The sequence below is a fragment of the Lentibacter sp. genome, assembly GCF_965658795.1.
GTDB lineage: Bacteria > Pseudomonadota > Alphaproteobacteria > Rhodobacterales > Rhodobacteraceae > Lentibacter.
The window spans coordinates 62694-86375 of record NZ_CBFHTG010000003.1 but is presented as its reverse complement, the minus strand read 5'-3'; the positions used below and the strand labels follow the sequence as shown (position 1 = coordinate 86375).

The 23682-nt window shown below is 57.0% G+C and carries 24 protein-coding genes and 1 tRNA gene; 7 read left to right on the top strand and 18 right to left on the bottom strand.

Annotation, left to right across the window (positions count from 1 at the left end; genetic code table 11):
- The first annotated feature begins 26 nt into the window (after positions 1-26).
- The gene (gene ygfZ / locus ACTG3X_RS03025; RefSeq protein ID WP_439109757.1) at positions 27-764 is read left to right on the top strand and encodes a CAF17-like 4Fe-4S cluster assembly/insertion protein YgfZ; all 738 of its coding nucleotides are present in this window, start codon (positions 27-29) and stop codon (positions 762-764) included.
- Positions 765-820: 56 nt separating this feature from the next.
- Here the strand turns inward: ygfZ and efp are convergent, their stop codons facing one another.
- The gene (gene efp, locus ACTG3X_RS03020) at positions 821-1384 is read right to left on the bottom strand and encodes an elongation factor P (RefSeq protein WP_439109756.1); all 564 of its coding nucleotides are present in this window, start codon (positions 1382-1384) and stop codon (positions 821-823) included.
- Between the two features lie 218 nt (positions 1385-1602).
- Here efp and ACTG3X_RS03015 point away from each other — a divergent pair, with 218 nt between their 5' ends.
- The gene (locus ACTG3X_RS03015) at positions 1603-1923 is read left to right on the top strand and encodes a DUF6280 family protein (protein WP_263762865.1); all 321 of its coding nucleotides are present in this window, start codon (positions 1603-1605) and stop codon (positions 1921-1923) included.
- A gap of 83 nt (positions 1924-2006) precedes the next feature.
- Positions 2007-3455, top strand: coding sequence for a cobyric acid synthase (locus ACTG3X_RS03010; RefSeq protein WP_439109755.1), 1449 nt, complete (start codon positions 2007-2009; stop codon positions 3453-3455).
- On the opposite strand, the gene ACTG3X_RS03005 is transcribed toward ACTG3X_RS03010, so the two are convergent.
- From ACTG3X_RS03005 to ACTG3X_RS02975, 7 genes are all read right to left on the bottom strand, one after another.
- Positions 3456-4238 (bottom strand): hypothetical protein, encoded by a 783-nt coding sequence (locus tag ACTG3X_RS03005; RefSeq protein WP_439109754.1) that lies wholly within the window; start codon positions 4236-4238, stop codon positions 3456-3458. It abuts the gene before it with no gap.
- A 72-nt stretch (positions 4239-4310) separates the two neighbouring features.
- Entirely contained in the window at positions 4311-5720 is a 1410-nt protein-coding gene (locus ACTG3X_RS03000) for a TolC family outer membrane protein (RefSeq protein ID WP_439109753.1), read from the bottom strand.
- A 46-nt stretch (positions 5721-5766) separates the two neighbouring features.
- Positions 5767-6420 carry a protein-L-isoaspartate O-methyltransferase family protein gene (locus ACTG3X_RS02995; RefSeq protein WP_439109752.1) on the bottom strand — a complete coding sequence of 218 codons (654 nt, stop codon included), beginning with the start codon at positions 6418-6420 and terminating at the stop codon, positions 5767-5769.
- A gap of 136 nt (positions 6421-6556) precedes the next feature.
- The gene (locus ACTG3X_RS02990; RefSeq protein ID WP_439109751.1) at positions 6557-6796 is read right to left on the bottom strand and encodes a hypothetical protein; all 240 of its coding nucleotides are present in this window, start codon (positions 6794-6796) and stop codon (positions 6557-6559) included.
- Positions 6797-6949: 153 nt separating this feature from the next.
- Positions 6950-7549 (bottom strand): response regulator transcription factor, encoded by a 600-nt coding sequence (locus ACTG3X_RS02985; protein WP_439109750.1) that lies wholly within the window; start codon positions 7547-7549, stop codon positions 6950-6952.
- Positions 7550-8083: 534 nt separating this feature from the next.
- A complete protein-coding gene (locus ACTG3X_RS02980) occupies positions 8084-10675 on the bottom strand; it encodes an ATP-binding protein (protein ID WP_439109749.1) in 2592 nt (863 codons plus the stop codon).
- Positions 10676-10728: 53 nt separating this feature from the next.
- Complete coding sequence (locus tag ACTG3X_RS02975; protein WP_439109748.1) at positions 10729-11217, bottom strand: oxidoreductase; 489 nt, start codon at positions 11215-11217, stop codon at positions 10729-10731.
- A gap of 309 nt (positions 11218-11526) precedes the next feature.
- On the opposite strand from ACTG3X_RS02975, the gene ACTG3X_RS02970 reads away from it, so the two are divergent.
- The gene (locus tag ACTG3X_RS02970; RefSeq protein ID WP_439109747.1) at positions 11527-12144 is read left to right on the top strand and encodes a response regulator; all 618 of its coding nucleotides are present in this window, start codon (positions 11527-11529) and stop codon (positions 12142-12144) included.
- 100 nt (positions 12145-12244) lie between these two features.
- Here the strand turns inward: ACTG3X_RS02970 and ACTG3X_RS02965 are convergent, their stop codons facing one another.
- Together ACTG3X_RS02965 and ACTG3X_RS02960 are read right to left on the bottom strand one after the other, a co-directional pair.
- Entirely contained in the window at positions 12245-12850 is a 606-nt protein-coding gene (locus ACTG3X_RS02965; RefSeq protein ID WP_439109746.1) for a hypothetical protein, read from the bottom strand.
- Complete coding sequence (locus ACTG3X_RS02960) at positions 12843-13334, bottom strand: hypothetical protein (RefSeq protein WP_439109745.1); 492 nt, start codon at positions 13332-13334, stop codon at positions 12843-12845. The genes ACTG3X_RS02965 and ACTG3X_RS02960 overlap by 8 nt, the downstream gene beginning before the upstream one ends.
- A gap of 350 nt (positions 13335-13684) precedes the next feature.
- Between ACTG3X_RS02960 and ACTG3X_RS02955 the strand changes: the two genes are divergently transcribed.
- A tRNA-Cys gene (locus ACTG3X_RS02955) sits at positions 13685-13758 on the top strand.
- Positions 13759-14177: 419 nt separating this feature from the next.
- On the opposite strand, the gene ACTG3X_RS02950 is transcribed toward ACTG3X_RS02955, so the two are convergent.
- From ACTG3X_RS02950 to ACTG3X_RS02925, 6 genes are all read right to left on the bottom strand, one after another.
- Positions 14178-14714, bottom strand: coding sequence for a putative peptidoglycan-binding domain-containing protein (locus ACTG3X_RS02950; protein WP_439109904.1), 537 nt, complete (start codon positions 14712-14714; stop codon positions 14178-14180).
- Between the two features lie 272 nt (positions 14715-14986).
- The gene (locus ACTG3X_RS02945; RefSeq protein ID WP_439109744.1) at positions 14987-15622 is read right to left on the bottom strand and encodes an aspartate/glutamate racemase family protein; all 636 of its coding nucleotides are present in this window, start codon (positions 15620-15622) and stop codon (positions 14987-14989) included.
- Positions 15622-16458 (bottom strand): ABC transporter permease, encoded by an 837-nt coding sequence (locus ACTG3X_RS02940; protein ID WP_439109743.1) that lies wholly within the window; start codon positions 16456-16458, stop codon positions 15622-15624. The genes ACTG3X_RS02945 and ACTG3X_RS02940 overlap by 1 nt, the downstream gene beginning before the upstream one ends.
- A complete protein-coding gene (locus ACTG3X_RS02935) occupies positions 16458-17321 on the bottom strand; it encodes an ABC transporter permease (RefSeq protein WP_439109742.1) in 864 nt (287 codons plus the stop codon). Before ACTG3X_RS02935 ends, ACTG3X_RS02940 begins: the two co-directional genes overlap by 1 nt.
- A gap of 57 nt (positions 17322-17378) precedes the next feature.
- On the bottom strand, positions 17379-18665 hold the full coding sequence (locus ACTG3X_RS02930; RefSeq protein WP_439109741.1) for an ABC transporter substrate-binding protein: 1287 nt from the start codon (positions 18663-18665) through the stop codon (positions 17379-17381).
- Between the two features lie 40 nt (positions 18666-18705).
- A complete protein-coding gene (locus ACTG3X_RS02925; protein WP_439109740.1) occupies positions 18706-19689 on the bottom strand; it encodes an ABC transporter ATP-binding protein in 984 nt (327 codons plus the stop codon).
- A gap of 222 nt (positions 19690-19911) precedes the next feature.
- Here ACTG3X_RS02925 and ACTG3X_RS02920 point away from each other — a divergent pair, with 222 nt between their 5' ends.
- Positions 19912-20616: a GntR family transcriptional regulator gene (locus tag ACTG3X_RS02920; RefSeq protein ID WP_439109739.1), complete on the top strand. Its 705-nt coding sequence runs from the start codon at positions 19912-19914 to the stop codon at positions 20614-20616.
- Between the two features lie 61 nt (positions 20617-20677).
- On the opposite strand, the gene ACTG3X_RS02915 is transcribed toward ACTG3X_RS02920, so the two are convergent.
- Both ACTG3X_RS02915 and ACTG3X_RS02910 read right to left on the bottom strand, forming a co-directional pair.
- The gene (locus ACTG3X_RS02915) at positions 20678-21364 is read right to left on the bottom strand and encodes an aspartate/glutamate racemase family protein (RefSeq protein WP_439109738.1); all 687 of its coding nucleotides are present in this window, start codon (positions 21362-21364) and stop codon (positions 20678-20680) included.
- A gap of 8 nt (positions 21365-21372) precedes the next feature.
- Positions 21373-22293 carry a LysR family transcriptional regulator gene (locus ACTG3X_RS02910; RefSeq protein WP_439109737.1) on the bottom strand — a complete coding sequence of 307 codons (921 nt, stop codon included), beginning with the start codon at positions 22291-22293 and terminating at the stop codon, positions 21373-21375.
- 105 nt (positions 22294-22398) lie between these two features.
- Between ACTG3X_RS02910 and ACTG3X_RS02905 the strand changes: the two genes are divergently transcribed.
- Positions 22399-23649: an NAD(P)/FAD-dependent oxidoreductase gene (locus ACTG3X_RS02905; RefSeq protein ID WP_439109736.1), complete on the top strand. Its 1251-nt coding sequence runs from the start codon at positions 22399-22401 to the stop codon at positions 23647-23649.
- Positions 23650-23682 lie beyond the last annotated feature (33 nt).

Below are 23682 nucleotides of genomic sequence, written 5' to 3'. Positions count from 1 at the left end.
AAGTGAACACGATGGGGAGAGCCAGCATGAGCCGCGAGATACTGAAGATCACAGGAGAAGACCGCGAGCACTTTCTGCAAGGGCTTGTGACCAATGATGTGACGCGCCTGAAAGACGGGCTGGTCTATACCGCGATGCTGACGCCGCAGGGCAAATATATTGCCGATTTCTTTCTGGTGCCTGATGGTGAGGCGATCTTGCTGGATGTGGATGCGGCGCTGGCCAAAAGCCTCGCCCAACGGCTGGGCATGTACAAGCTGCGCTCCAAAGTGGCCATCGCGCCAGCGGGGCTGCACCTGCACCGCGGGCTTGGCGCGCGCCCTGACGGCGCCTTTGACGACCCGCGCCACGAGGGCCTTGGCTGGCGGGCCTACCGCAGCGAGGCACAAGACGATGACACCACAGACTGGGCCGCGCTACGCGTGGCGCTTGGCGTGCCAGAAACGGGGGCCGAGCTTGGGCCTGATACGTTTATTCTGGAAATGGGGTTTGAGCGGCTGCATGGCGTGGACTTCAAGAAAGGCTGCTACGTGGGCCAGGAAGTCACTGCGCGGATGAAGCACAAGACCGAGCTGCGCAAAGGGCTGGCGCGCATCACCGCTGACGCACCCTTGAGCACGGGCGACGAGATCCTGGCCGATGGCAAGCCCGCGGGCACCGTGCTGAGCGTTGCGGGCACCTCGGCCCTCGCCTACCTGCGCTTTGACCGCGCCGAAAAAGGGCTGGAAGCAGGTGGGCAGGCCCTTGGCTTTGAGAAGCTCTGACACAAGAAAAGCCCCCGCAGATGCGAGGGCTTTCTTTAGGTTTTCAGGGCTGGGCCTTAGGCGCGCTCTGAATATTCCATTGTCTCGGTGTTGACGATGATCGCCTCGTCCTGACCCACGAAAGGTGGCACCATGACTTTGACGCCATTGTCGAGCACCGCAGGCTTGAAGCTGTTGGCTGCTGTCTGGCCTTTGACAACCGGCTCTGTCTCGGCAATCACGCAGGTGACTTTCTGGGGCAGCGTCGCATTGAGCGCCTCGCTGTCGTGGAACTCCACAAAGATCGTCATGCCGTCTTGCAAGAAGGGGCGACGCTCACCGAGAATCTCGGCATCAAGCTGGACCTGATCGTAGGTTTCTGTGTCCATGAAAATGAGCTGACCAGAATCTTCATAGAGAAACTGCATGTCTTTCTGCTCAAGGCGGACGCGCTCAACTTTGTCGGCGCTTCTAAACCGTTCGTTAAGCTTTGATCCGTTACGAAGGTTTTTCATCTCGACCTGCGCAAAAGCGCCGCCCTTACCGGGCTTCACATGGTCGACTTTTACAGCAGCCCAAAGGCCGCCGTTGTGTTCCAGGACATTGCCTGGGCGAATTTCGTTTCCGTTGATTTTTGGCATTATGGCAAAACCGTGGCAAAAGGTTGATCGGATTTAGGCTGCACCTATATCTGGGGGGAGCCACCTTGGCAAGAAACCCATATACTGTGCCGCATTTGCGGAAAGATATGACTAAATTGCATAGGAGCTATGCAAAACTGCCCTATCCGAATCGGAATAAAGGAGTCATAACGAGCCTCACGCCGAAAAAGACAAGAGCAAAAAACAAAGGACGAATCATGAGAGATTTCGTTGACGGCACGGCCTTCAATAACGAGCAAGGCAACCGTGCACGTAAACTATTTGCAGCCGTGGTACTGGCTGCCCTCGACGATGCTATCGCCGATGATAAGAAATATGGTAACGGCCCGGAGCAAATCGCGCGTTGGGCGCGGTCACGTGATGGCCGTGAAGTTCTGTCCTGTGCAGGAATTGACCCCAACGAACGTGTTGTGTCAGGCCTGATGGACTTTGTTTCTAAAGGGGTTCGCACCTCTGTTGCGCTCTCGCGCGAAGAAAGCGAGCGCCGCAATGCTGCTGCTCAGGCGGAAGCCGCCTAAGCAACTTCTATTTTTGTGCAAAATCGGCCTCCTCTGGAGGCCTTTTTTGTGTCTAATGACACGCTCAGAAGCAGGAGCGCGCGATGGGCAAGGCAGTGATGATACAGGGGACAGGCTCGGATGTGGGCAAATCCCTTTTGGTGGCGGGCCTCTGCCGCGCGGCTGTGACCCGTGGGATCAAGGTGGCGCCCTTCAAGCCGCAGAATATGTCAAACAACGCCGCTGTGACGGAAGACGGCGGCGAGATTGGCCGCGCCCAAGCGCTTCAGGCGCTGGCCTGCCGCCTGCCCGCCCATACCGATATGAACCCCGTTCTGCTCAAGCCCGAAAGCGAAACAGGTGCGCAGGTGATTGTGCAAGGCAAGCGCGTGGGCACACAAATGGCGCGGGACTTTGGCAAGACAAAGCAAAGCCTCATCGGCCCTGTGCTGGAAAGCTTTGCCCGCCTGAAAGACGCCTATGACCTCGTCATCGTGGAGGGGGCTGGCAGCCCTGCCGAGATCAACCTGCGCGCAGGGGACATTGCCAACATGGGCTTTGCAGAGGCGGCGGGCGTGCCTGTGATCCTGACAGGAGATATCAACAAAGGCGGCGTGATTGCGCAGATCGTGGGCACGCAGGCTGTGCTTCCGCCCGAGGACGCGGCGCATATCCACGCCTTTATCGTCAACAAGTTTCGCGGCGATGTTCGCCTGTTTGATGATGGTTTGAGCGCAATTGAAGAGCACACGGGCTGGCCCTCGCTCGGTGTTGTGCCATGGTTTTTCGAGGCCTGCCGCCTGCCCGCTGAAGACGCCCCCGAGCTGACCGCCGACACGGGTGGCACACTCAAGATCGCGGTGCCGCTCTTGTCGCGGATTGCAAACTTTGATGACTTTGACCCGCTGGCCTCGGAGCCTGATGTCTCGCTTGTGATGGTTCCGCCCGGCCAGCCCCTGCCCGCCGATGCGCAGCTCGTGATCTTGCCGGGGAGCAAATCAACCATTGGCGACCTTGCCTTTCTGCGCGCCCAAGGCTGGGACATAGACCTTGCCGCCCACATCCGCCGTGGCGGGCATGTGTTGGGGATTTGCGGGGGCTACCAGATGCTGGGACGCAGCATCAGCGACCCTGACGGGAGTGACGGTGGCCAGAGCAGTGCTGAGGGCTTGGGCTGGCTGGATATCGAAACGGTCATGAAGCCGGAAAAGCGGGTGCAGCTCACCCGCGCCTCAGAGCCTGTGAGCGGCGCGCCGATCAGCGGCTACGAGATCCACCTTGGCGAAACCAGCGGCCCTGATTGTGACAACGGCTGGCTGAGGGTTGAGGGCGCGGCCCATGGTGCGCGCAGCGCCAACGGGCGTATCAGGGGGTGCTATCTGCACGGGCTGTTTACCTCAGACAGCTATCGCGCTGCGTTTCTGGCCAGCTTTGGCGCCAACTCTGTTTTGAGTTATGATGCTGATGTGGATGCCGTGCTCGACGGGCTTGCGGCCCATCTGGAGACGCATCTGGATATTGATCAGATCTTGGAAATCGCGGCGAAGGCCTGATTATTCGAACTCTTGTGCCATGAGCGCGCGGTGAATTTCGCGGCGCACAAGTTTGCGCACATTGCGGGTGATCCGCTCGCCCAGCGCGCCTTGCAGCTCTTGGCGCACAATCTCCGACACCATTTCGCGCAGCGTGTCTTCATCCAGAAGCGCTTCGTCACTGCCCATAAAGTCAAACCCGTCTTCGTCTTGCTCAGGGGTTTCTGCGGCCTCGGCCTCTTCTGCGGTGAAGGTATTGTCTTGTGCGAAAGGCGCGGCTGGCTCTGCCTCTTCCTCGCTGTGGTCTTCCCAGACAAGCGCCTCGGAGGTGTCTTCTTCCTCCCACTCGCCCTCTTGGGCCGAAACGGCCGTTTCAAGAAGCTGGATACGGTCTTTCAGGCTCTCGCCTTCGGCCTCAGGCTCTGGCTCTGGGGAGACCTCTTCTGCGGTGACCTCGGGTTCGGGTTCGGGCGCTGGCTCGGCAGTGGCCTCGGCTTCGGGCGCATCCTGAGTGTCAGCTGCGCTCTCTTCGGCCTCTGGCTCATCATCCTGCGCCGCGCGCTCGCTTTCGGCTTCGTCTGGCTGGGTTTCGGGCGCATCGGCCACGCGCAACGACGGCGTCAGCACGAGCTTATCAAGCGGATCAGCCTCAGGGGCAGGCTCGGACGCCGGCTCTGACTGTGATGTCACTGGCGCAGCTGTCGGCTTTTTCGGCTCGGCTTGCGCGCCACCACTTTCAGAGACTAGCCTGCGGATCGATGACAAAACATCTTCGATTTCCACGTTCGTTACCGGATCTGACATTACTTTATACCACTCTTACCTCCCCCCCAATGTAACGCGGGGGCGAGATTCTCACAACAGATATGAACGATTTTACTCTTTGCCCAAAGATTTCAGCACACGGTCAAGCTGTTGGCCCTGCTTTGACGCGTTGACGGGCGCTTTCTTGACGAGGTTGTAATAGGCGGCAGGGTCATAGCGGGGCACATTGAGATTAAGCTGCTCGGCGGTGAGCAGGCCCATTGTGGCCAGCAACATATAGCCTGCGCGGACTTCATCAATCCGGGCCGAGACAAGGCTTGCGCGCGCATCGAGCAGCTCTTGCTCTGCATCCAGCACATCAAGTGTCGTGCGGGCGCCAAGGGTGGCTTCTTCACGCACCCCACGGAAGGCAACCTCGGAGGCGCGCACCTGTTGGGTGCTGGCCACAGAGGTGGCGCGGGCCACATTGAGCTGCGCCCAGGCGTTGCCGACATTCTGCGCGATCTGGAGCTGGGCTGTGTGCAGATCACCGCGCACAGAGTCGCGCTGCGCCCGCGACTTGCGCTCAAGCGCGCTCAGGCGGCCACCTTGGTAGATGGTCTGGCTGGCTTGGAGGCCCAAGCTTGCGCTCCGCCCTTCGGAGTCAGCTTCGAAGGTATCACTCACACCAATGCTGCTGGTGATTTTGAGGCGCGGCTTTTTCGCGGCCTGTGCAATCGCGATGCCAAGCTCGGCTGCCACGACCTGATGCTGGACGCTCTTGAGGTCCGGGTGGGTTTGGAGCGCGAAGGCTTTTGCGGCATCAAGCGATTTTGCAGGTGTTTTGACGCTGCCAGGTGCCTTCAGGTTGGCGGGCTTGCGGCCCACTGCGGCGATATAGGCTTCAGCCGCGCGGGCCTGATCGCCGCGTGCGGCGGCCAGCTGTGCGCGCGTCGCGGCGAGGCGGGCCTCGGCAATAGATACATCGGTGCGTGTCACTTCGCCCACATCAAAGCGGTCGCGGGCGGCGCGCAGCTCTTCATTGATCACGCGCAGGTTATTTTCGCGCAGGCGCACAAACTCCGCTGCGCGGCGCACTTCAAAGAAGGCATCAACGGCAGACATGAGCACTTGCTGCTCTACAGAGACAAGCGCCTCACGTGTGGCCAAGACGGTCTCTTTTGCCACCTCTGCGCTCAGGCGGTTGGTGCCGCCATCATACAACATAAGTTCGGCAGCAAGGCCGACAGAGCTTGTCACCGCTTCGCTGGTGGTGAGTGAGGCTTCGCTGTAGCTGTAGCTATACCCCACAGAGCTGGTCCAGCTTACAATGGGGCGCAGAGCAGCTATGGACACGGCCACATCTTCATCGGCGGCGCGTAAGAGCGCGCGGTTTTTGTCAAGCAAGCCGCTGTGCGTATAGGCTCCAACCATCGCGTCAGCGAGGGTTTCGGCATGAGCGGCCGGGGCTGTGAGGGCAGCTGCAACTGCCGCAACAACCACGCCCTTGCGCAACATTGAAAATCTATACCCAAGCCGCATAAGCGCTCTCTCCAAAGTAAACCCTCCAGCCGCCAAACGGCCGGATTTAAAGGGTGAACGCGACTTCGCGCTCAAACCCGGCCAGCACAGGCGCGCTGGCATTGAACGAAAAGCGCCAGCTCATCTGTCCTTTGATCTTGTGACCCACACGAACGGTGCCAAGCTGGCCCTCGGCAAAGATCGCCACCATGCGGCCACCTTCCTTGAGCTGATCAAGGATCGCCTGCGGAACAGTCTCAACCGCGCCTTGCACTGTGATCACATCATAGGGGCCGTGCTGGGGGGCGCCGTCTGCGAGCGCGGCCAGTTCAACCACCGCGTTGACTGCGCCAGCCTCGGCCAGAAGCGTCTCGGCCTCGCCCACCATGGCTTTGTTGTCTTCGACAGCAACAACGGCTTCGGCCATGCGGGCAATAACAGCCGAGGAGTAGCCCATGCCACAGCCCAGATCGAGCACAAGGTCACTGCCCTGAATATCGACAGCGTCGAGCATTTTGGCCAATGTGCGCGGCTCAAGCAGCACACGATCTTCAGCCAAAGGGAGGTTTTCGCCAAGGTAGGCGGCTTCGCGCAAGGCGTGCGGCACGAAGTTTTCGCGCTCCACACTCAGCAAGGCTTCGATGATGGGATATTTGGTAACATCGGAAGGACGCACCTGGTTGTCGACCATCATGCGGCGGCGACCTGTAAAATCTGTCATAAGTGAACCCGTTCGTTCAGAATCTCTGAACCGGTTCTGACACATTCCCTCGCCCCTATCAATGCTATGTGGCAAACGGCCTCAAGCCGCGCCACCAAGGTGTTGCGTGCCCTGCCACATGCTAGGGCGTGCAAGCTCAGTCGTTGGCTGCCGCTCTGGCCGCGAACAAATCCATACTGGTCACATTCACTTGCTGAAACTGTTCTGCGAGCGTTGAAAAGACGTTCATGTAGACATCTTGCCGCGCGTCGCGCCCGTCGTGGTTCATGGCCACGGAGAGAAGATCTTCGCACAAATCCAGATGTCCATTGTTTAACGCGAGCTGCGCGAGATCAAAAGTGACATCAAAGATCACTTCTTCTTCCGAAATAGACATGTCGTTTCCCTTTTAAGTTACCCTAAAAGGCTTAGCGACAATATATCGGAGATTTTACTAAGACTTAGAATAGGTTAACCTGAAATAAGTAGAAACACGCTAACCGTAAGGCTAGCGTGCCGTGCGCAAAAGCGCTGCTCGGAAATAGTTGCTTTAAACCAGCTGGCGATCACGCGCGATCATGGCGGCTTGGGTGCGGTTGGCAGCGCCAAGCTTGCGGCACATCGTTTTGACATGCAGCTTCACAGTCACCTCTTTAAGCTCAAGCTCACGGGCGATCTGTTTGTTAGGTTTGCCCGCGCAGACACAGCGCAGAACTTCCGCTTCACGGCGGGTAAGATTGGGAATGGCCTCACGGCCTGCATCTTTCATGAACTCGAACGGCACATAGGTTTCGCCCGACATGATCAGCCGGATCGTGCTCACGAGGCTTTTGGCACCCAAGGTTTTAGGAACAAACCCGGCTGCGCCCATCGAAATGGCTTCTTGCGCGATTTCGGGTGAAGCCATTCCTGACATCATCGCGACGGGCGCATCTGTCACCACGTCTTTCATGCGCGACAGGCCTTGCAGCCCCTCCATACCCGGCATGCGCCAATCGAGCAGAACAAGCTCCAGGGACTCCGAGGCCGCAGCCTTGGCCAGCGCCTCATCCAGGCTTTGCACCGTAACAATATTTTGGAGGCCTGATTGCTCCAGATAGGCGGCTATTGTCTCGGATACGAGGACATGATCGTCTGCAATGAGTATCATAATTTCTTCCTGCACCACCTAATGTACAAATTTCAAATAGCAGCTACACATCGGCAAATCTTAATTTTTGGTGCTTAACGCGTTAAGCGCCACCATACTCTAACAGGTACTGCTATCGCGTCCTGTACGCATAAGTACTACACATGGAAAAGAGGCGTGTAACCCTATGTTTTTGTATAGCAAACCATCTGCTTACCGTCTCATTTAAAGACTGTAAAAAGATAACTACAAAACCTTTCACCACACGAACAGAGCCGTTTAGGATAGAGCCGCAGACCTAAACACATAGGTGCCGAATTAAAAAGAGCCTGGCGAGCTGACCCTTGCGGGGTACTCAGCCAGGCTTTAGAGGCAAATGGCCTTGGCCAAATACGGCTCTTGGAGAGGTCTCAACACATGGTCAAAAACCGCCTCCAGACGGATGGCCCTGGTCAGTAAAAGGTCACCCTTGCCGCAGGACGTTGATAGGCAAGAATTGCCGCTTCACACAGAGTTCTAACGTTTTGAATGCCTATCTTTTGTGCAAATTCGCAACTACGCTTCGTAGTGGCTCAAGCCGTCCATCACAGCGTCTTTGGCTGCCAGCGCCTCAAGCTCGAGATCTTCGCGGCACTTGGCCAATGCGCGCATATCCTCGGCGCGCGCGAGATTTTCTGCGCTGCGCAGCTTCACGCTGATCTCGGACAGGCCGATCACCGAGGTCGACCCGATCGCATGGTGCAGGATGTCAGCCGTGTCCGGGCGCGGGTGGCGGATAGAGGCCAGAGCATTGTCGATATCATCCAGCGTGCCCAGCAAGAGCTTGCGCGCACGGACGCGGCCCAAGAGGCCAACAAGGCTGGAGAAATCAAGCGCGGGGTTGGTCTCTTCCATGCTTTGCAGTGAAGGTTCCTCTGCCTCTTCGCCCCCGTCTTCGCCAGTCAGGAAAGCCAGTGCATTGCTGAAGTCACAGAAAGAGGCAGGCTTGTGCAGGATCATGTCGACGCTGCCGTCGTCCCCCTCGCGCCCCGCATTCTGCACGGTGATATCTGCCGTCAGAGCGACCAGCTTTGCGTGTTTGCTGAGGCCTTCCTGTCGGATCTGATAACACGCCTCCCAGCCATTGAGACGGGGCATGTTCAAATCCATAAAGATCACATCAAAGCACTGGTCGGCGGCCAGAGCCACCGCCTCAATGCCATCTGCCGCAATCGTGGCGGTGCACCCGAGCTTTTCGACCATCTTGGCGGTCATCTCGCGGTTGACGATGTTGTCATCGACAACCAGCACATCGAGATTGAAGTTATAGGTCGCAGGTTTGGCCAGAGACAGCAACTTGAGCGGACGCGCCTCACTCTCTTCTGTCGCCTCGTTGAGCGGGATAGAGAAGAAGAAGCGGCTGCCTTTGCCAACCTCGCTTTCGAGCTCGAGCAAACCACCCATCCGCTCAACGCCCAGCTGGGCGATTGGCAGGCCAAGGCCGGTGCTGCGCGGCGCGTGTGAGCTGCTGGCTGCCATCTCTTCAGCGTCATGCCCCACAACAAAGGGGGTAAAGATGCGCAGCTGGTCGGCGGGGTCGATGCCAACGCCCGTATCTTCTACGCTGACAACAAGCTGGCGGGGGCCACCCTCGCTGCCTTCAAAATGCAGGGTGACAGAAACCCAGCCATTTTTAGTAAATTTGAGCGCATTTCCGATCAGGTTATAAAGCACCCGCGAAAACGTCTCGGGCATTCCAAGCCAGAGGCCCTCGGCGGCGGCGCTATCAACGCTCATGTTGAGCTGGTTGCCCTGGTCTTTGGCCAGAGCGCGCAGCTCACTCAAAATCGACGATACCGCACGGCCGGGAGAAAAGACCGTCTCGGCCTCGCGAATTTCGTCAAAGCTGGTGAGCTGCAGCACGTCATTGATCTGCAGCAGGCTGCGCATCCCGCAGTCGCGCGCGGTTTTGAGCAGGCTGCGCGTGTTGTCATCCACCGCACGGTCATCAACCAGATCAAGCGAGGCCAGAAGCCCGTGCAGCGGCGTGCGCATTTCATGGCTCATTGTGGCAAGGAACATGGTCTTGGCCGCCGCGTGGCGGCGGGCCTTGTCACGGGCGGCGCGCAAATCGGCCTCGTGGGCGACCTGCTCGGAGACATCGCGCACAAAGGCGATCAGGATTTTCTTGTCGATAAAGTCGGTGTTGGCCTTGATGGACAGTTCGATCTCGAATTCGGAGCTGTCAGCACGCATCGCGGTGATGTGGATCGGCCCGCGATCGACCATCTTGGGCTCGCCTGTCAGCTTGTAGCGGCTCATGCCTGCAATATGCGGCCCGACCATCCGTGGCGGTATGATCGTATCGGCGATGTTACGGCCTTTGACCGCATCCTGTTTATAGCCGAACATATCTTCAGCCGCCGAGTTGAAGAACAGGATTTCGCCATCCATATCAGTGCCGATCACGCCCATCATCGAGGCTTCATAGACCATGCGAATGTTGTCGTTGGCCTCGGTCATCAGCCTGATCTGGTCAATCAGCTGGCGGCGCAACTGGAACGCAATGACCATCGCGGCCCCCAGAATGGCGACAAGCACCACCGAAATGGTGAGAAAGCGCGTCGCGATCAGCCCCTCTTGCGCACGCGAGTCTTTCGCCTCGGCCACAAAGTGGCTCAATGCGCCCAAGGCGATCTCACGGATATCATCGGATAGCGCCATAACCCGGTCAGAAAACGCGTCATACTCCGCCACATTGCTCAAGCCCACCGTGTCGATCTGGTCGGCAAGCTCATCACGGATGTTGCGGATGTCGTAGAGATCATCCAGCAGCTCGGGAGGGGCTTCGGCGTTTTCCAGCGCGCTCAGGACAATATCGATACGGCTGTAAAGGATATCAAAGGCGCCCGACACATCGCGCAGCGCATACCGCGGGATGCCGTCTTCGGCGCCATCCACCAGCGCGCCGAGCTGGCGGGCCTGCTCCACTCTGGCCAGCGCCAAGAGCAGGCTCTGGTGATCCACCTCGATCTGCACCACACTCCAAACGCGGCTGTCAGAGGACGCGGCGCGCGTCTCTGTCAGCTGCTGTTTGAAGATCATGGCGTTGTAGATGAGCGTGACAAAGACCACAGCCAAAAGGCCCAGCAACAAAACAACGCTCAAACGACGGTGCAGCCAGGGGTTCTGTGAGCTTATCTGGCGGCGAGCCTGCAAAGTTAGTCCTTCAGAACTGTGATGCTATTCAATTGCCAAACACTGGCTGCAAACACCACCTCACTTTGGTAGTCAGGCGAACTATCATAAGGGAATATAACCCAGAAAGGGCCTTTATTGCGAGGACCAAATGTTTCGCCATCAATATGGGTGGCGATAATCGGCGCATCTTCGGTCACAAGCGCGCGGTCAACTGTGACGCGATAGTTGTTGGCAGCCTCCAACTCAAGATCGCCCTCGCCTGCACCGTGCTCCTGAAGCACTTGCCAAAGCGTCGGGCCAGAGAAGGCATGTGTGCCTTTTGTCCAGTTGGTTGATGTATTAAAAGTCTGCTGCTCGAACTCGGCCAGACTCTCGAGCGTAAAGGTCAATGGACCTTCTGTTGCGATATCGCCCTCCAAGAGCAATTTGGGCGCGTCAGCAGACACCCCGTATGAGGACAGGAGAAAAAAGGCCGTAGCCAGTGAGCCAAGCACATCACGTCTCTTCATCGATAAACCACCACTATAAGTACACTTTACTATCTACCGTATATCTACAGCCCTATAAGGTTTGAACTGTATCTTTAGATACGGGCTCCTATCTTTGAGCGAGTTTCAATCTACCCCTATCCGTTATAGCTTGACTATAGGAACTGGCCGCCCCGCTAAGATACATTGGCCGCAACATACGAATGGTTGATTGAGCGCAAGTTAATTAACTGTTCGCAAAAAGAGGCCCGAGACAGTCCAGTGCAAAATGTGATAGAAGACATCAAGCCTTATACGGCAAATCAAAACGGCGAGAAGAAGGACACTGAAATGACATCAGTTTTAATTGCGGATGATCACGTTCTACTGGCAGAAGCAGTGGCCGCCGCACTTGAAGCGCCCCCTCGCAACTTTCAGACTCAAATTGTCGGGTCTCTAGAAGGCACCAAAGCGGCCCTGACAGAAGGTCATGACTTTGATCTGGTCATGCTCGACATCCGCATGCCCGGCATGATGGGCCTCAAAAGCATCAATGAAGTGATCGCCGCTGCCGCCCCGACGCATGTGGTTCTTCTGTCCGGCAATGCTGACAGAATTATGGTGCAATCCGCCGTTGAAAACGGCGCGCGCGGCTTGATCCCGAAAACCATGTCTATCAAATCGCTTGTCAGCGTGGTTGATCTTTTGATGTCCGGTCAGGTCTTCCTGCCCGCAGAAGACTATGGCGACACAGCCAAAGACACCGCCAGCTCCAAGACAGTGCTTTCAAAGCGTGAAGCAGGTATCCTGCAGCTCACGTCAGAAGGCCTGACAAACAAAGAGATCGCATCCACCTTCGGCTCCAATGAAGTTGCCGTAAAAATGCATATGCGCTCGATCTGCCGCAAGCTGTCAGCCCGCAACCGGGCACACGCTGTGACATTGGGCAAACAGCTGGGGCTGCTCTAAGCCCCCCCTATAGCCAAAAGGAAAAGCGCGGTGCCATCGGCCCGCGCTTTTTTTTTGGCTTCTCCGAATTGAAAATCCAGTCAGCTGCGTTGCGCCGCGCCTAGCGCATAGCGCGGGCAAAGCTGCGCGGCGCGACAGGATCTGTGCGTTTGGCAAGCGCCCGCATTTCCGAGTTGTTGCGCGTTGCAGCCAACAGGCCTGCCTTCAGCTGTGTCAGATTGAGCGGCGCGCGCAAGGAGGCATCACAGATCGGCTTGCGGTCATTGCCCAGATCATCGCGCATCAAATCACTCGACACCAAGACAACAACGACATCGCGCCGTGTCTGGCGAAACTGCAGCAACTCGCCCACAGCATCGTCCACATCACTGAAGCCATCAAGGTTCACCAATAGATATGACATCGCCACGCTGGCGCACGCCAGGCCGCCCAACTCGGACACACGTGGCGTTGCCGCAAAGGCACCAAGACCCAAAGGCTTGAACAAGCGCTGCAACTGGCGTGTCTCTGCAGGCGCAAAGCCAAGCGCCATCACAGGCCCGTTGAGAAGCGCCTGCGCGTCTGCATTGCGCTCGGACGTATCCCAGAGACGTTCTTCGCTGGTGCCAAGATATTTTTGTGTGCGCCGCACGCGCGGCTGGGGGGAGCTTTCCGAAAGCGCACGGCGCACACGAGGGAGAGGCGCAAGAATATCAGAATTAGGCATGGGGTGAGTACTCCATTGAAAAGAAGCCGAAACCACCTGCCTGCAAAAACGCGCGAGCATCTTCATAGGCAGGGGACGGCTTGGCGCCTGTCGCCGCGCGCTCGGGGCAAAGCCCTGTCAGCACGCAGACCGTGAGGCTTGGAATTTTGCGCATCATCCGCGTCAGGCGCGCGCGCACAGGGTGGCTGCGCCACGCCGTTGATGTTGTCAGGATAAGGGGAGGCTCGTCCACGGCATCGTGCTCAAGGCCATCAACCCCGCTCAGGACCGTCAATCCGAGCGCACGGAACACATCCGGCCAGCCGTCCGAGCCATCTGTTGCGGTGGCAAGATAGACAATATCTCTATCTTCCACGTCCCAGCACCGCTCGGCCGCCTCATTCGTTTTCTGGGCGAGCTCGCGAAAGTTCACACGCAGACCGTGACCACCTTGCACAACAGCAGGCGGGAGCGTAGCGTCGTTGGACTGACCTTGACTGTTCATTTTGAATACCTTGCCTGTATCCAAAAAGTGTAATTCAAGCTTAACGAAAAATTAATTCACGCATTCGCTGCGAGACATTCTCCTTCGTCACCTTTCACTCTAACGCTTTTGATTTGTATCTTTTGACACAATCAACAGGTAGACCGACGCCAAGAAAGCGCCGTGCTGCGCCCGCACCCGGACACGATGCGCCCTGCCATGCCCCCTTAAAAAAGCGTAGCACAGTCTTAAACAGAGCCGGAACACGCCCAAATTTGGCCAGCCAGCACCAAAGAGCGCGAAGAAAACGCAAACACGCTGTTTACCCCCTTGCAGCCCTCGCAAGGAAACCCTAAGAAACCCGTGGCTTCGGCGAGTTGGCGGAGTGGTTACGCAGCGGATTGCAAATCCGTGTACAGGAGTTCGATTCTCCTACTCGCCTCCACCTTATTATTTGGCATCACGAACTTAATTCGCGCAAAGCGCGCTTTGAATTCAAAATTTCGCTAAAGCCTCTACACAGCAAAGCCGCACCGTGAGGTGAAATAAGCATACCCATAAGAAGCCTCTCGAAAGACGCCTAGCAATTTTCAAAACTGACAAAAGCCAGCTTTGGCATACTCGGCTATGGGATCGTCGAGAAGACAAATACAAAAAAAACACGGCTGAGGTATGTCGGTAATCCCCCCCTTTTAGTAGGGCTCAGCCGAAGACAACATGATCGGGTTCAACTCTATGACGTAACCGTTGATCAAGAAGGTTGCCGTGGGCGGCACAATGGCTGCTCGCTTTGAAAATCATACGCGCCGCCGTTTCGCATCGTGACGTGCATGCCCCAAACCTGACGGAACAGCCAACGCGCAGCTAAAGATATGTTTTCGCTTGGGCACCTGCTTTGTTCCAACGGTTCACCAAACCCTCCCAAAAAATACTCGTCTCATCCCGTCCAGCCCAACGTCGCTCGTATTTTTCCCGAGCAGATCTTATAGCCCCAATCAGCGCTTTGGGGTTGTTTTCGGCAGCGTCCAGCGCCCCGCGTGTTTTCGGACCAACTTTTCCATCGACCTTCAGGTTCAAAGCAATTTGCAAAGTTCTTACCGCGCCTGTCGGCCCTCGGTTCCAGGCAATATCTCTCAGCAAGAACTTTATGGCGTTGGTTCTGGCAATCCTTGCGGGGAAGTCTGTTTTGCCTGCTATGTATTCGACGGCTTCCCGCTCTGCGCGATCTGGTTCGCCAGCCTCAATTATCCTGCGCAACCTTATGGCCTCTGCGCGATGGTACTTCTCGTTTATGCCAGCAACTTCAAAACGTCCGCCACCATCAACCCCAGGCAGTGGATATACAATCAACTTGCCGTCGGCATCGCGGCGCGCTTCATAATCGACTATGAATTGCACCATCTTCAATCTGAGCGCGTTCGAGCTTTGAGCTTCAGTCCCCTGATGCTGCACCGAGGAACAGGCAACAAGCGGTGAGGTGAACAGAAGCGCCAAAGCACCACGGCGTGACCAGTTGGTTTTTGGGGACATACCTCTACCTTTCTACCAGAACCGTTTAACACCCACAGGGTAGAGCGCGCGCACGGGCGACGTCAATCTTGCGCCAGGTTCAGACCGGCTCTTGGCTGAGCGGGTTAAAGCCGTGGCAATATGCGCTTGGCCAAAAGCAGGGGTTACGTTGCCAACAGGCGCGCAAATTGCGCAGCAGATGTGACACCATCAACCAGCCTGACAGTATCACGCGTCTCAAAATACCGCGGGATATGGCTCATGCCAGCACAGCCAAGAACGATCGTCTTCACGTTGTCCTCATGCACCGCACGATTTATCTCGCCAATGACCACATCGGCGGTTCCGTCAGGGTCGGTTTCCAAATCCAGAACAGGCACACCACTGGCGCGGACACGGGCCAGTTGCGCCTTGAACCCGTAGGCATGCGCATTGCCTTTCAAGATCGGGATGGAAACATCGAGCGTGGTCACGACAGAGAACCGCCCCCCTGCCAATGCGGCCATGTGATAGGCGGCTTGCCCAACCCCGATAACAGGACAGGCGGCAATGTCGCGTGCCTCTTTCAGGCCTGTGTCATCAAAGCAGCCGATGATGATCGCCGTGGCGCCCGCCTCATTGGCTTTGCGCACCAGAGCCAGCAAAGGCGGAATACAGGCCGCGCCGTCGTCGGGGCCCTGAATTGCGGCCGGCCCATCAAGGGATGTCCAGCCTTCCAGCACAACGCCCGCTTTCAAGGCTGTTTCTACCATCGCCCGGGTCATTGCCTCAGTGCTGTTCGGGTTGATCAGAACAATCATCAGACAGCCTTTCCCGCGTCGCTGGCGGCGCGCGCTTTGCGGCGGTTGCTCAGCAGCGCAAGCGCAAGAAAGACACCGATGATGAGCAGAGAAAATAACGTGGTCAGTGTGCCGAGCGCGTAGAGCACTGGTGAGGTGACATTGGTCGTCATCCCGTAAATCTCGAGCGGCAGCGTATTGTAGCTGCCCGCCGTCAACAGGGTGCGTGCAAATTCGTCATAGCTGAGCGTGAAGCCAAACAAGGCCACGCCAATCAGGGAGGGCGCAATGATTGGCAAAACAACATAGCGGATTGTCTGCCAGGACGAGGCCCCCAGATCACGGGCGGCTTCCTCGTAGCTTTTGTCAAACCGGTTGAACACCGCAAACATGATCAGCAGACCAAACGGCAGCGTCCATGTCAGCTGCGCCCCGAACCCTGATGTAGACCAATGAACGTTGAGCCCGGATTGGGAAAACAACAACCCAACGCCCAGCGAGACAAGGATAGACGGGATCACCAGCGCTGTGATGATCAGGTAGAACAGAATGCCGGAGCCTGCGAATTTCTTGCGAAAGGCCAAACCGCCCATGACAGAGACGACCACTGTCGTGACCATGACCATCAGCCCCAACACAATAGAGCGGCGGAAGCTGCCCCAGATGTCGCCCACGGCCTGTTGTTCGAAGAGGTCATAGAACCAATACATCGAAACGCCGCGCATCGGAAATGTCAGCCCACCACCTTCGCCTTGAAACGAGAGGATGCCGATTGTCACGGTCGGCCCGTAGAGAAAGAGCACAAACAGGGCGAAGAACGCAGATAGCACGTAGAATGAGCGCGGACGCGGTTCCATTACAACTCCTTCCGAATGTCGACAAAGCGCAGCAAGATACCAATTGTGATCAGGACCGTGGCAAGCAGAACGATGGCTGTTGCAGAGGCGCTCGGGTATTGGAGCAAAGCAATATCATTTGAGATCAGGCGGCCCACATTGGCCGATTGGCTGCCGCTCATGAAGCGCACAGTGATGAAGTCTCCCATCACGAGCGTGACCACAAAAATTGTGCCGATCATGATACCTGGCTTTGTCAGGGGAATGATGACGTTCCACAGGATTTGCGCGCCGTTTGCGCCTGCATCCCGCGCCGCCTCGATCAGAGAGCGGTCGATCCGCATCATTGTGTTGAAGATCGGAACGACCATAAACAGAGTGTAAAGATGTACGAACGCGAGGATCACCGCGAAATCGCTGAACAACAGCCACTCGACCGGCGCGTCTATCACGCCCCATGACATCAAGGTTGTGTTGGCGATGCCGTTGCGCCCGAGGAACGGTATCCAGCTGATCATACGGATGATGTTGGAGGTCCAGAACGGAATTGTGCAGAGCAAAAACAGTGCGATTTGCCACGTCAGGCTGCGGATGTGAAACGCCAGATAATAGGCAACGGTGAACCCTATCAGCAGAGTGCACAGCCATGTGACGAACGCATATTTAAACGTGTTGAGAAACACCGTGTAGGTGACGGGTGATCCGAACAGAAATTCGTAATTGTCCCATTCAAAGGCCGGAATGATGGAAAATTCGGTAGCGCGCCAGAAGCTGACGATCACGATCAGAATGATCGGCATCACAAGGAAAAACAGCAAGACAGCCGCCAGGGGAGACACCATCAACCAGCCGGTTACATTGCGATTTTCTAGCAGCTTTTTCATAAGTCATCTTTGCAATTGGGGGGTGGGTGCGCCCTGTGGCGCACCCGTTGGTCATTCTCAAGCCGCGATAAATTCGTTCCACTTGCGGACCATGTATTGGTTTTCGTCCATGACGGAATTCCAGCACACAACCGATCCCATCCGGTCATTGAACGAGCCGCCATCGCGGACTTCGCCTGCGCCGGCCAGTTTGCTGCCCGTCGGAGACAGGATATCGCCCTGCGCGGCTTTGCCTTCGTACCAGAAGCCCCACTCATCCGCGGTCATAAACTCTTTGGACGTTTCCGGAACCGCCGAGTAATAGCCCTGACGCATCAGATAGCCACCGACCCAGCCGGAGAGATACCAGTTGATGTATTCATAGGCGGCTTCAAGCTCCAGACCCGACAGGGCCGCAGAGATCCCCAGACCACCACCCCAAGAACGGTAGCCCTCTTCCAAAGGCTGGTAGACGCAAGGAACGCCCTGAGACTTCACCGCTGTGATCGCAGGAGACCACATCGACTGGATCACAACCTCGCCAGAGGCCATCAAGTTCACGCTTTCGTCGAACGACTTCCAGAACGCGCGGAACTGGCCGTTTTTCTTGGCTTCCGTGAAGATACCAAGCGTCAGATCAATCTCTTCTTTCGTCATGTTGCCTTTGTCGGGGTAAGTGTATTCGCCCATGGATTCCACAACCATTGCCATATCCATGATCCCGATGGACGAGATATCGAGGATCGACGCCTTGCCCTTGAACTCGGGGTTGAGAAGCTCTGACCAGTTGTTGATCGGACGGCCGATGAGATCGGGGCGGATGCCCAGCGTGTCAGCGTTGTAGATTGTCGGGATCAGGGTCATCCAGCCGGATTCTTCCTGCACAAAGTCTGTGCCGTTCGGGCCCGATGTAAAGCCGACAGTATGCGGTGCTGTGCCTTGTGCAATCGTGCTCTCGGGTGTCAGCAAACCGCTGCGGAATGTACCGGCGATCTTGTCGTAATTGGCGATCTTTGAGGTGTCCATGGCCTGCATGTTGCCTGCGGCCCAGACTTTTTTGCAGATAAAGTACTCGATGTCTGCGATATCAAAGCTGTTGGGCTGTGTGGCTGCGCGTTGTGTCACGCTGTCGGTGTCAAGCGCCGTCATTTCAAGCGTGAAGCCCAGATCTTCTTTGACCTTATCCGCAACATCGTTGAGGTTGGACACGCCTGTGCCGAATTGGCGTAGGGTGATGTCCTTGATGTTTTGTGCCCAAATCATCGGGGCCCCAAGGGTCGTGGTTCCGGCAGCAATTGCGGTCGATGCCGCACCTTTGAGCATGGCACGGCGGCTGATGCCCTTCTTTGTGTCTAACTTGGTCATTCTGTTGTCTCCTTGTCGGGTTGGTGAGAGGCGCCGCGGTTTACGCGGTCAGTTTATGTTGATCTTTGGCATCCCAATTCAGACCAATCTGGTCTCCGGGGTGATGCGGGGTGGTGAAGTATTGGGCTTCGGGCACAAGCGCCGTCACCTCCTGGTCGCCTGCTATGCGCGACATCAGCGAAACGTGAGTGCCCTGATACTCAACGGCCATCACCTGCGCGTCTAACTTGCCCATATTGGGCGCAGTAATTGCGACCGCATCGGTGCGGACGGCAAAATGGCCGCTCTGCAGCGCGATCACGTTATGACCGCCCATAAACTGGGCCACAAAGCGGGTTCTGGGCGCGTTGAACACGTCGCGTGCAGGCCCGGCCTGTTCGATAACCGCGTTGTTCATCACCACAATCTCATCGGCCAGCGCCAGAGCTTCGTCTTGGCCGTGGGTGACGTGAATGAAGCTGATCCCCAGTTCTTTTTGCAGCTTTTTAAGCTCGCTGCGCATCCGGATGCGCAAAAACGGGTCAAGCGCTGACAGAGGCTCATCCAACAGCAACACCTCAGGGCGCGTGATCAGGGCGCGCGCCAGTGCAACGCGCTGTTGCTGCCCTCCAGACAACTGGTCTGGCAGACGGCCGGACAAAGCGGTCAGATCCACCAGTTCGAGCATCTCACCGGCTTTCGCGTGGCGCTCTTTTTGGTCGACACCTTTCATTTTCAAGCTAAAGGCCACGTTGTCGCGCACGCTCAGATGCGGGAACAATGCATAGTTTTGAAACATCATGGCTGTGCCACGGTTGGCGGGGGGCAAGCTGGAAATATCGCGCCCCGATAGCAATATGGCGCCTTCCGTCACGCTTTCGTGGCCTGCAATCATCCTCAGCGTGGATGACTTGCCACAGCCCGAAGGCCCGAGCAGGCACGTGTAGGAAGACGGCTGGAACCTGTGCTGGATTGCATCCACCGCAACGGTCGTGCCGTAGCGTTTTGTGACTTCCACCAGTTCCAGATCATGTTTCGCAGTCATGTTCGCTCCTTTGCTGACCCCAGCTGAGCGGCTTTGATGATCTGAGTCCAAACAGCGCCAACTTTTTTGAGAAAAAAGGTAGGCCGATGGCACAAAACTGAGCGAAGTGTCTTATCGTTGCTCAATTATTGAACACAATGTTAATACATCATTGTATACAATTGGGTCGCATCTTGTTCACGCGGCGACTGTCTGGCATCACCGATTCCAAAGGAGCCTTCTATGTCGGCATTGCCTATCTCCACGCCCAAACCGCAAAACGCGACTCAAAAGGTAGCTGATGCGCTGGCCTTGGCGATTCATGAACATCGCCTCTCGCCCCGCACAAAGCTGGGCGAGGATGAAATCGGTGAAATCTACAATGTGTCGCGCACCGTTGTGCGCGCCGCCTTGCAATCGCTCGCGCATGTCCAGCTTGTCGAAATCCAGCGCAACAAGGGGGCTTTTGTGGCAAGCCCGACCCCGCGCGAAGCCCGGGAGGTGTTTGAGGCCCGCGCATTGCTTGAGCCGCGCACAGCCCGCTCTGCCGCCAGCCGCGCCACGGCCCGCGATATCGAAATTCTCAAAGATCACATCACCCAAGAGCATTTGGCCCTGGACGCAGGGGACCACGGGCGCGCGCTCAACCTGTCAGGCCTCTTTCATATCGAGCTCGCACGGATCGCCGATCAGGATACAATCGGTCGGTTTATCGAAACGCTGATCGCCCGCTCTTCACTCGTCATTGCGCTCTATTGGCGGCGCGAAAGCGCGCTGTGTGAAAGCCATGCCCACCATGCCCTCGTGCAAGCAATCGCGGATGGGGACGCGCAAAATGCAGAGGAGCTTATGCGCAGCCACCTTGTCGATCTAAACTCGGCCCTTGATTTGCGGGATCGCCCCGTTCAAGCGCAAAACCTGCGCGAGTTGCTGCAAGGCACCCCCTAAGCAGCACGCGAGCGCTACAGCGCTGCGGGTACAGTACACCCCCGGTCTGATGGGGCGCAGATCAAAATCGTGGCGGCACCAAACCGGACTGGAACCAGTTGAGAAAACTGACGATGGAGTGAACGGGCCGCCCCGTGACCTGCGCAATGTCATGTGCATAAGGGGCCATGTTGGTACATTCGAGCACGATAGCGCCAATGCTGTCATGCCCAGACACCAGACCCAGCGCCGCATCGCACATCTCGTCGCGACAGGCCGCAAAATCCATCTCGTTTCTGTCTTGGAAAATAGCTCTGGCAAAGGCCCCGGTGCTTGGCAGACCAACAACAGCCGTATCCGCGCGCGCACCAACAGCGCGCAGATGGTCAGCGCTCAGGCTTTCTTCAGAAATCGTGAGAACGCCGGCTTTCTGGGCTGTGGGAAGCATCGCCTCGATCATCGGAAGCTGCATCAAAGGCGAGCTTGCAAAGGGCACACCCAGCGCATCCTTCAGATCATTCTGCATGAGAGACAGAAACCCGCATGATGTCGCGAGCCCCGCGCAGCCATCGGCCACAAGTTCGCGCCCCACACCGATAAAGGCATCAAGCAACAAGCGGGGGTTTTCATGAACAACAGCTTGCGCGCTTGCGCCCCCCACCTTGCGCATCACGACAGGGAAATCCCATGTCTGCGCGTGCCCGATGTCGCCCGGCGGGCGCGGGAAGTTTGTTTCCAGCATCAAGATGCCAACGGCTGCTTTGGCCATGTCCACTCCTATGTTGCACGCGTGAGGGGCGTGCCATCTGCTTTGTAGGGCTGAAGCTCTGCCAAGAGAAGCTGTAGAAACTCTTTGCCAACCTGAGACAGAGGCCGCGTGGCCGAGGTTATGACAACCATATCCATCAAAATTTCAGGTTCAAAACGGCGCGTCACAAAGCGGTCATCGTGGTCAAACTCCAGCTCGAACCGATCGAGCAACGCAACGCACATCCCCTCCTTAACAAATCCGAGCAGGTTCTTGAAAAGATGCGAATGGACCCGCGCTTGCAGGGGCACGCCAGCGCTGTCAAAGGCATCGCGCAAGCGGCGTTGCAGAATATGGTCTGGCCCCATCACCACAAAGGGTTGGTCCCGCAGCAAGTGAGGTGTGAGAACCGCGTGCTCTGCCAAAGGGTTATCTTTGGGCAAGGCAATACGTGTTTCAACATGGAGCGGATAGGCATGCAGCGTGTCATAAAGGATCGGCAGCTCACAAACGCCAATTTCAAACAGGCCCGAAAGAACCCATTCCTGAATCTTGGAGCTGTATTGCGACTGAAAGGAGATATTCATATCAGGCCGCGACTGGGCAAACTTGGCGATCATCTTGGGCATGAAGCCAAACGACATGGAATGTTGCGACGCGACCTGCAGCTGCCCTGCCTGCTTGTTCTGCAAATCCACAACCGTTTGGGTCACATGGTCAAGGCCGCGCACCACCGTATCGACCTCACGGTACATGAGTTCCGCTTCAGGTGTCGCAACAAGGCGGCCATGCAACCGCTCGAACAATCTGAAGCCGGTTTGGCGCTCAAGCTGGGACAGGAGATTCGAGATGCCCGGTTGAGAAATCCCCAAGGCCTCAGCAGCCCCTGTCACCGTGCCCGCCTCTACGATCGCGTGAAAGGCCTGTAATTGTCGAAATCTCAGCTTCATCCGAGCGAGATATCACTTTATGTGATGCTTGTGCTAGTTAATTATATTGGAAATGATGGAAGCTCCCTGCCAGTGTGAAAAGCTGGAACAGAGGGATACTGGCATATGAAGTCGGAGCATGTCGTCATCGTAGGCGCAGGGATTGTTGGTGCGGCGACAGCTATCTGGCTGCGGCGTGCAGGGCTTGAGGTTACTCTGCTCGACAAAGGCAAGCCCGGCATGGGCGCCTCCTACGGCAATGGCTGTATCTTGGCGAGCGCCTCTGTGGTGCCTGTGACGGGCCCGGGGCTTATCAAAAAAGGCCCGGCCTACCTTGCCGACCCCAATTTCCCGCTCTTCATGCGGTGGAGCTATGTTCCCAAGCTAATCCCGTGGCTTGTGAAATACATGAGCCACGCCAACGAAAATGACACACGCCGCATCAGCAAAGGCCTGACCACAATCGTGGGTGACAGCCTTGAGCAACACCAAGCCCTGACCGCCGGGACAGACGCCGCCAAATGGGTGCAGCAGAGCAGCTACAGCTTTGCTTATGCTGACAAGGCTGCGTTTGAGGCTGATGCCTTCACATGGCAGTTGCGCCGTGAGGCGGGCTTTGTTCCGGAGCTGATCGAAGGCCACGCTGTGCAAGAGGTCGAGCCGATCCTCGGGCCACAAAGCAAGCTCTTGGCCGTGCTTCAGAACCACGGGTTTATCCTCAACCCCGCGTCCTACGTCCAGGATCTTGTAAAACTGCTCGAAGATATGGGCGGCACATTTGTGCAGGCCGAAGTCAAAGACTTCGAGCTGAGCGGCGGGCAGGTGAGCGCCGTCGATACCAGCGCAGGCCGCATTCACTGCGACAAGGCCGTGGTGTCCTCGGGCGTTTGGTCCAAGCCTCTCATGGCCAAACTCGGGCTCAACGTGCCGCTTGAAGCAGAGCGCGGCTACCACATCGTTTTCAAAGACCCGAGCCAACGCCCCAACAACCCGATGATGCTGGCCGCGGGCAAATTTGTTGCCACGGCAATGGATCAGGGCCTGCGTTGCGCGGGCATCGTCGAATTTGGCGGGCTGAGCGAAACGCCGTCCAAAGCGCCGCTCAAGCTTCTGCGCCGCAAGGTTCAAGAGTTCTTTCCAGACCTGACCTTTGCCTCCGAAGAAGAGTGGCTCGGCTTCCGCCCTGCCCCCACCGACAGCCTGCCGCTGATTGGCGAGCTGAACAATAGCGGCGTCTTTACAGCCTTCGGCCACCACCACATCGGGTTGACAGGGGGTGCCAAAACAGGCCGCCTTGTCGCTGACATGATCACCAAGAATCATTCAAACCACGATATGCGCCCGTTTGAACCCATGCGGTTTGCAGCGGGCAAATAACCAAGAAACGTGCAAAACAAACTCAGGGAGAGA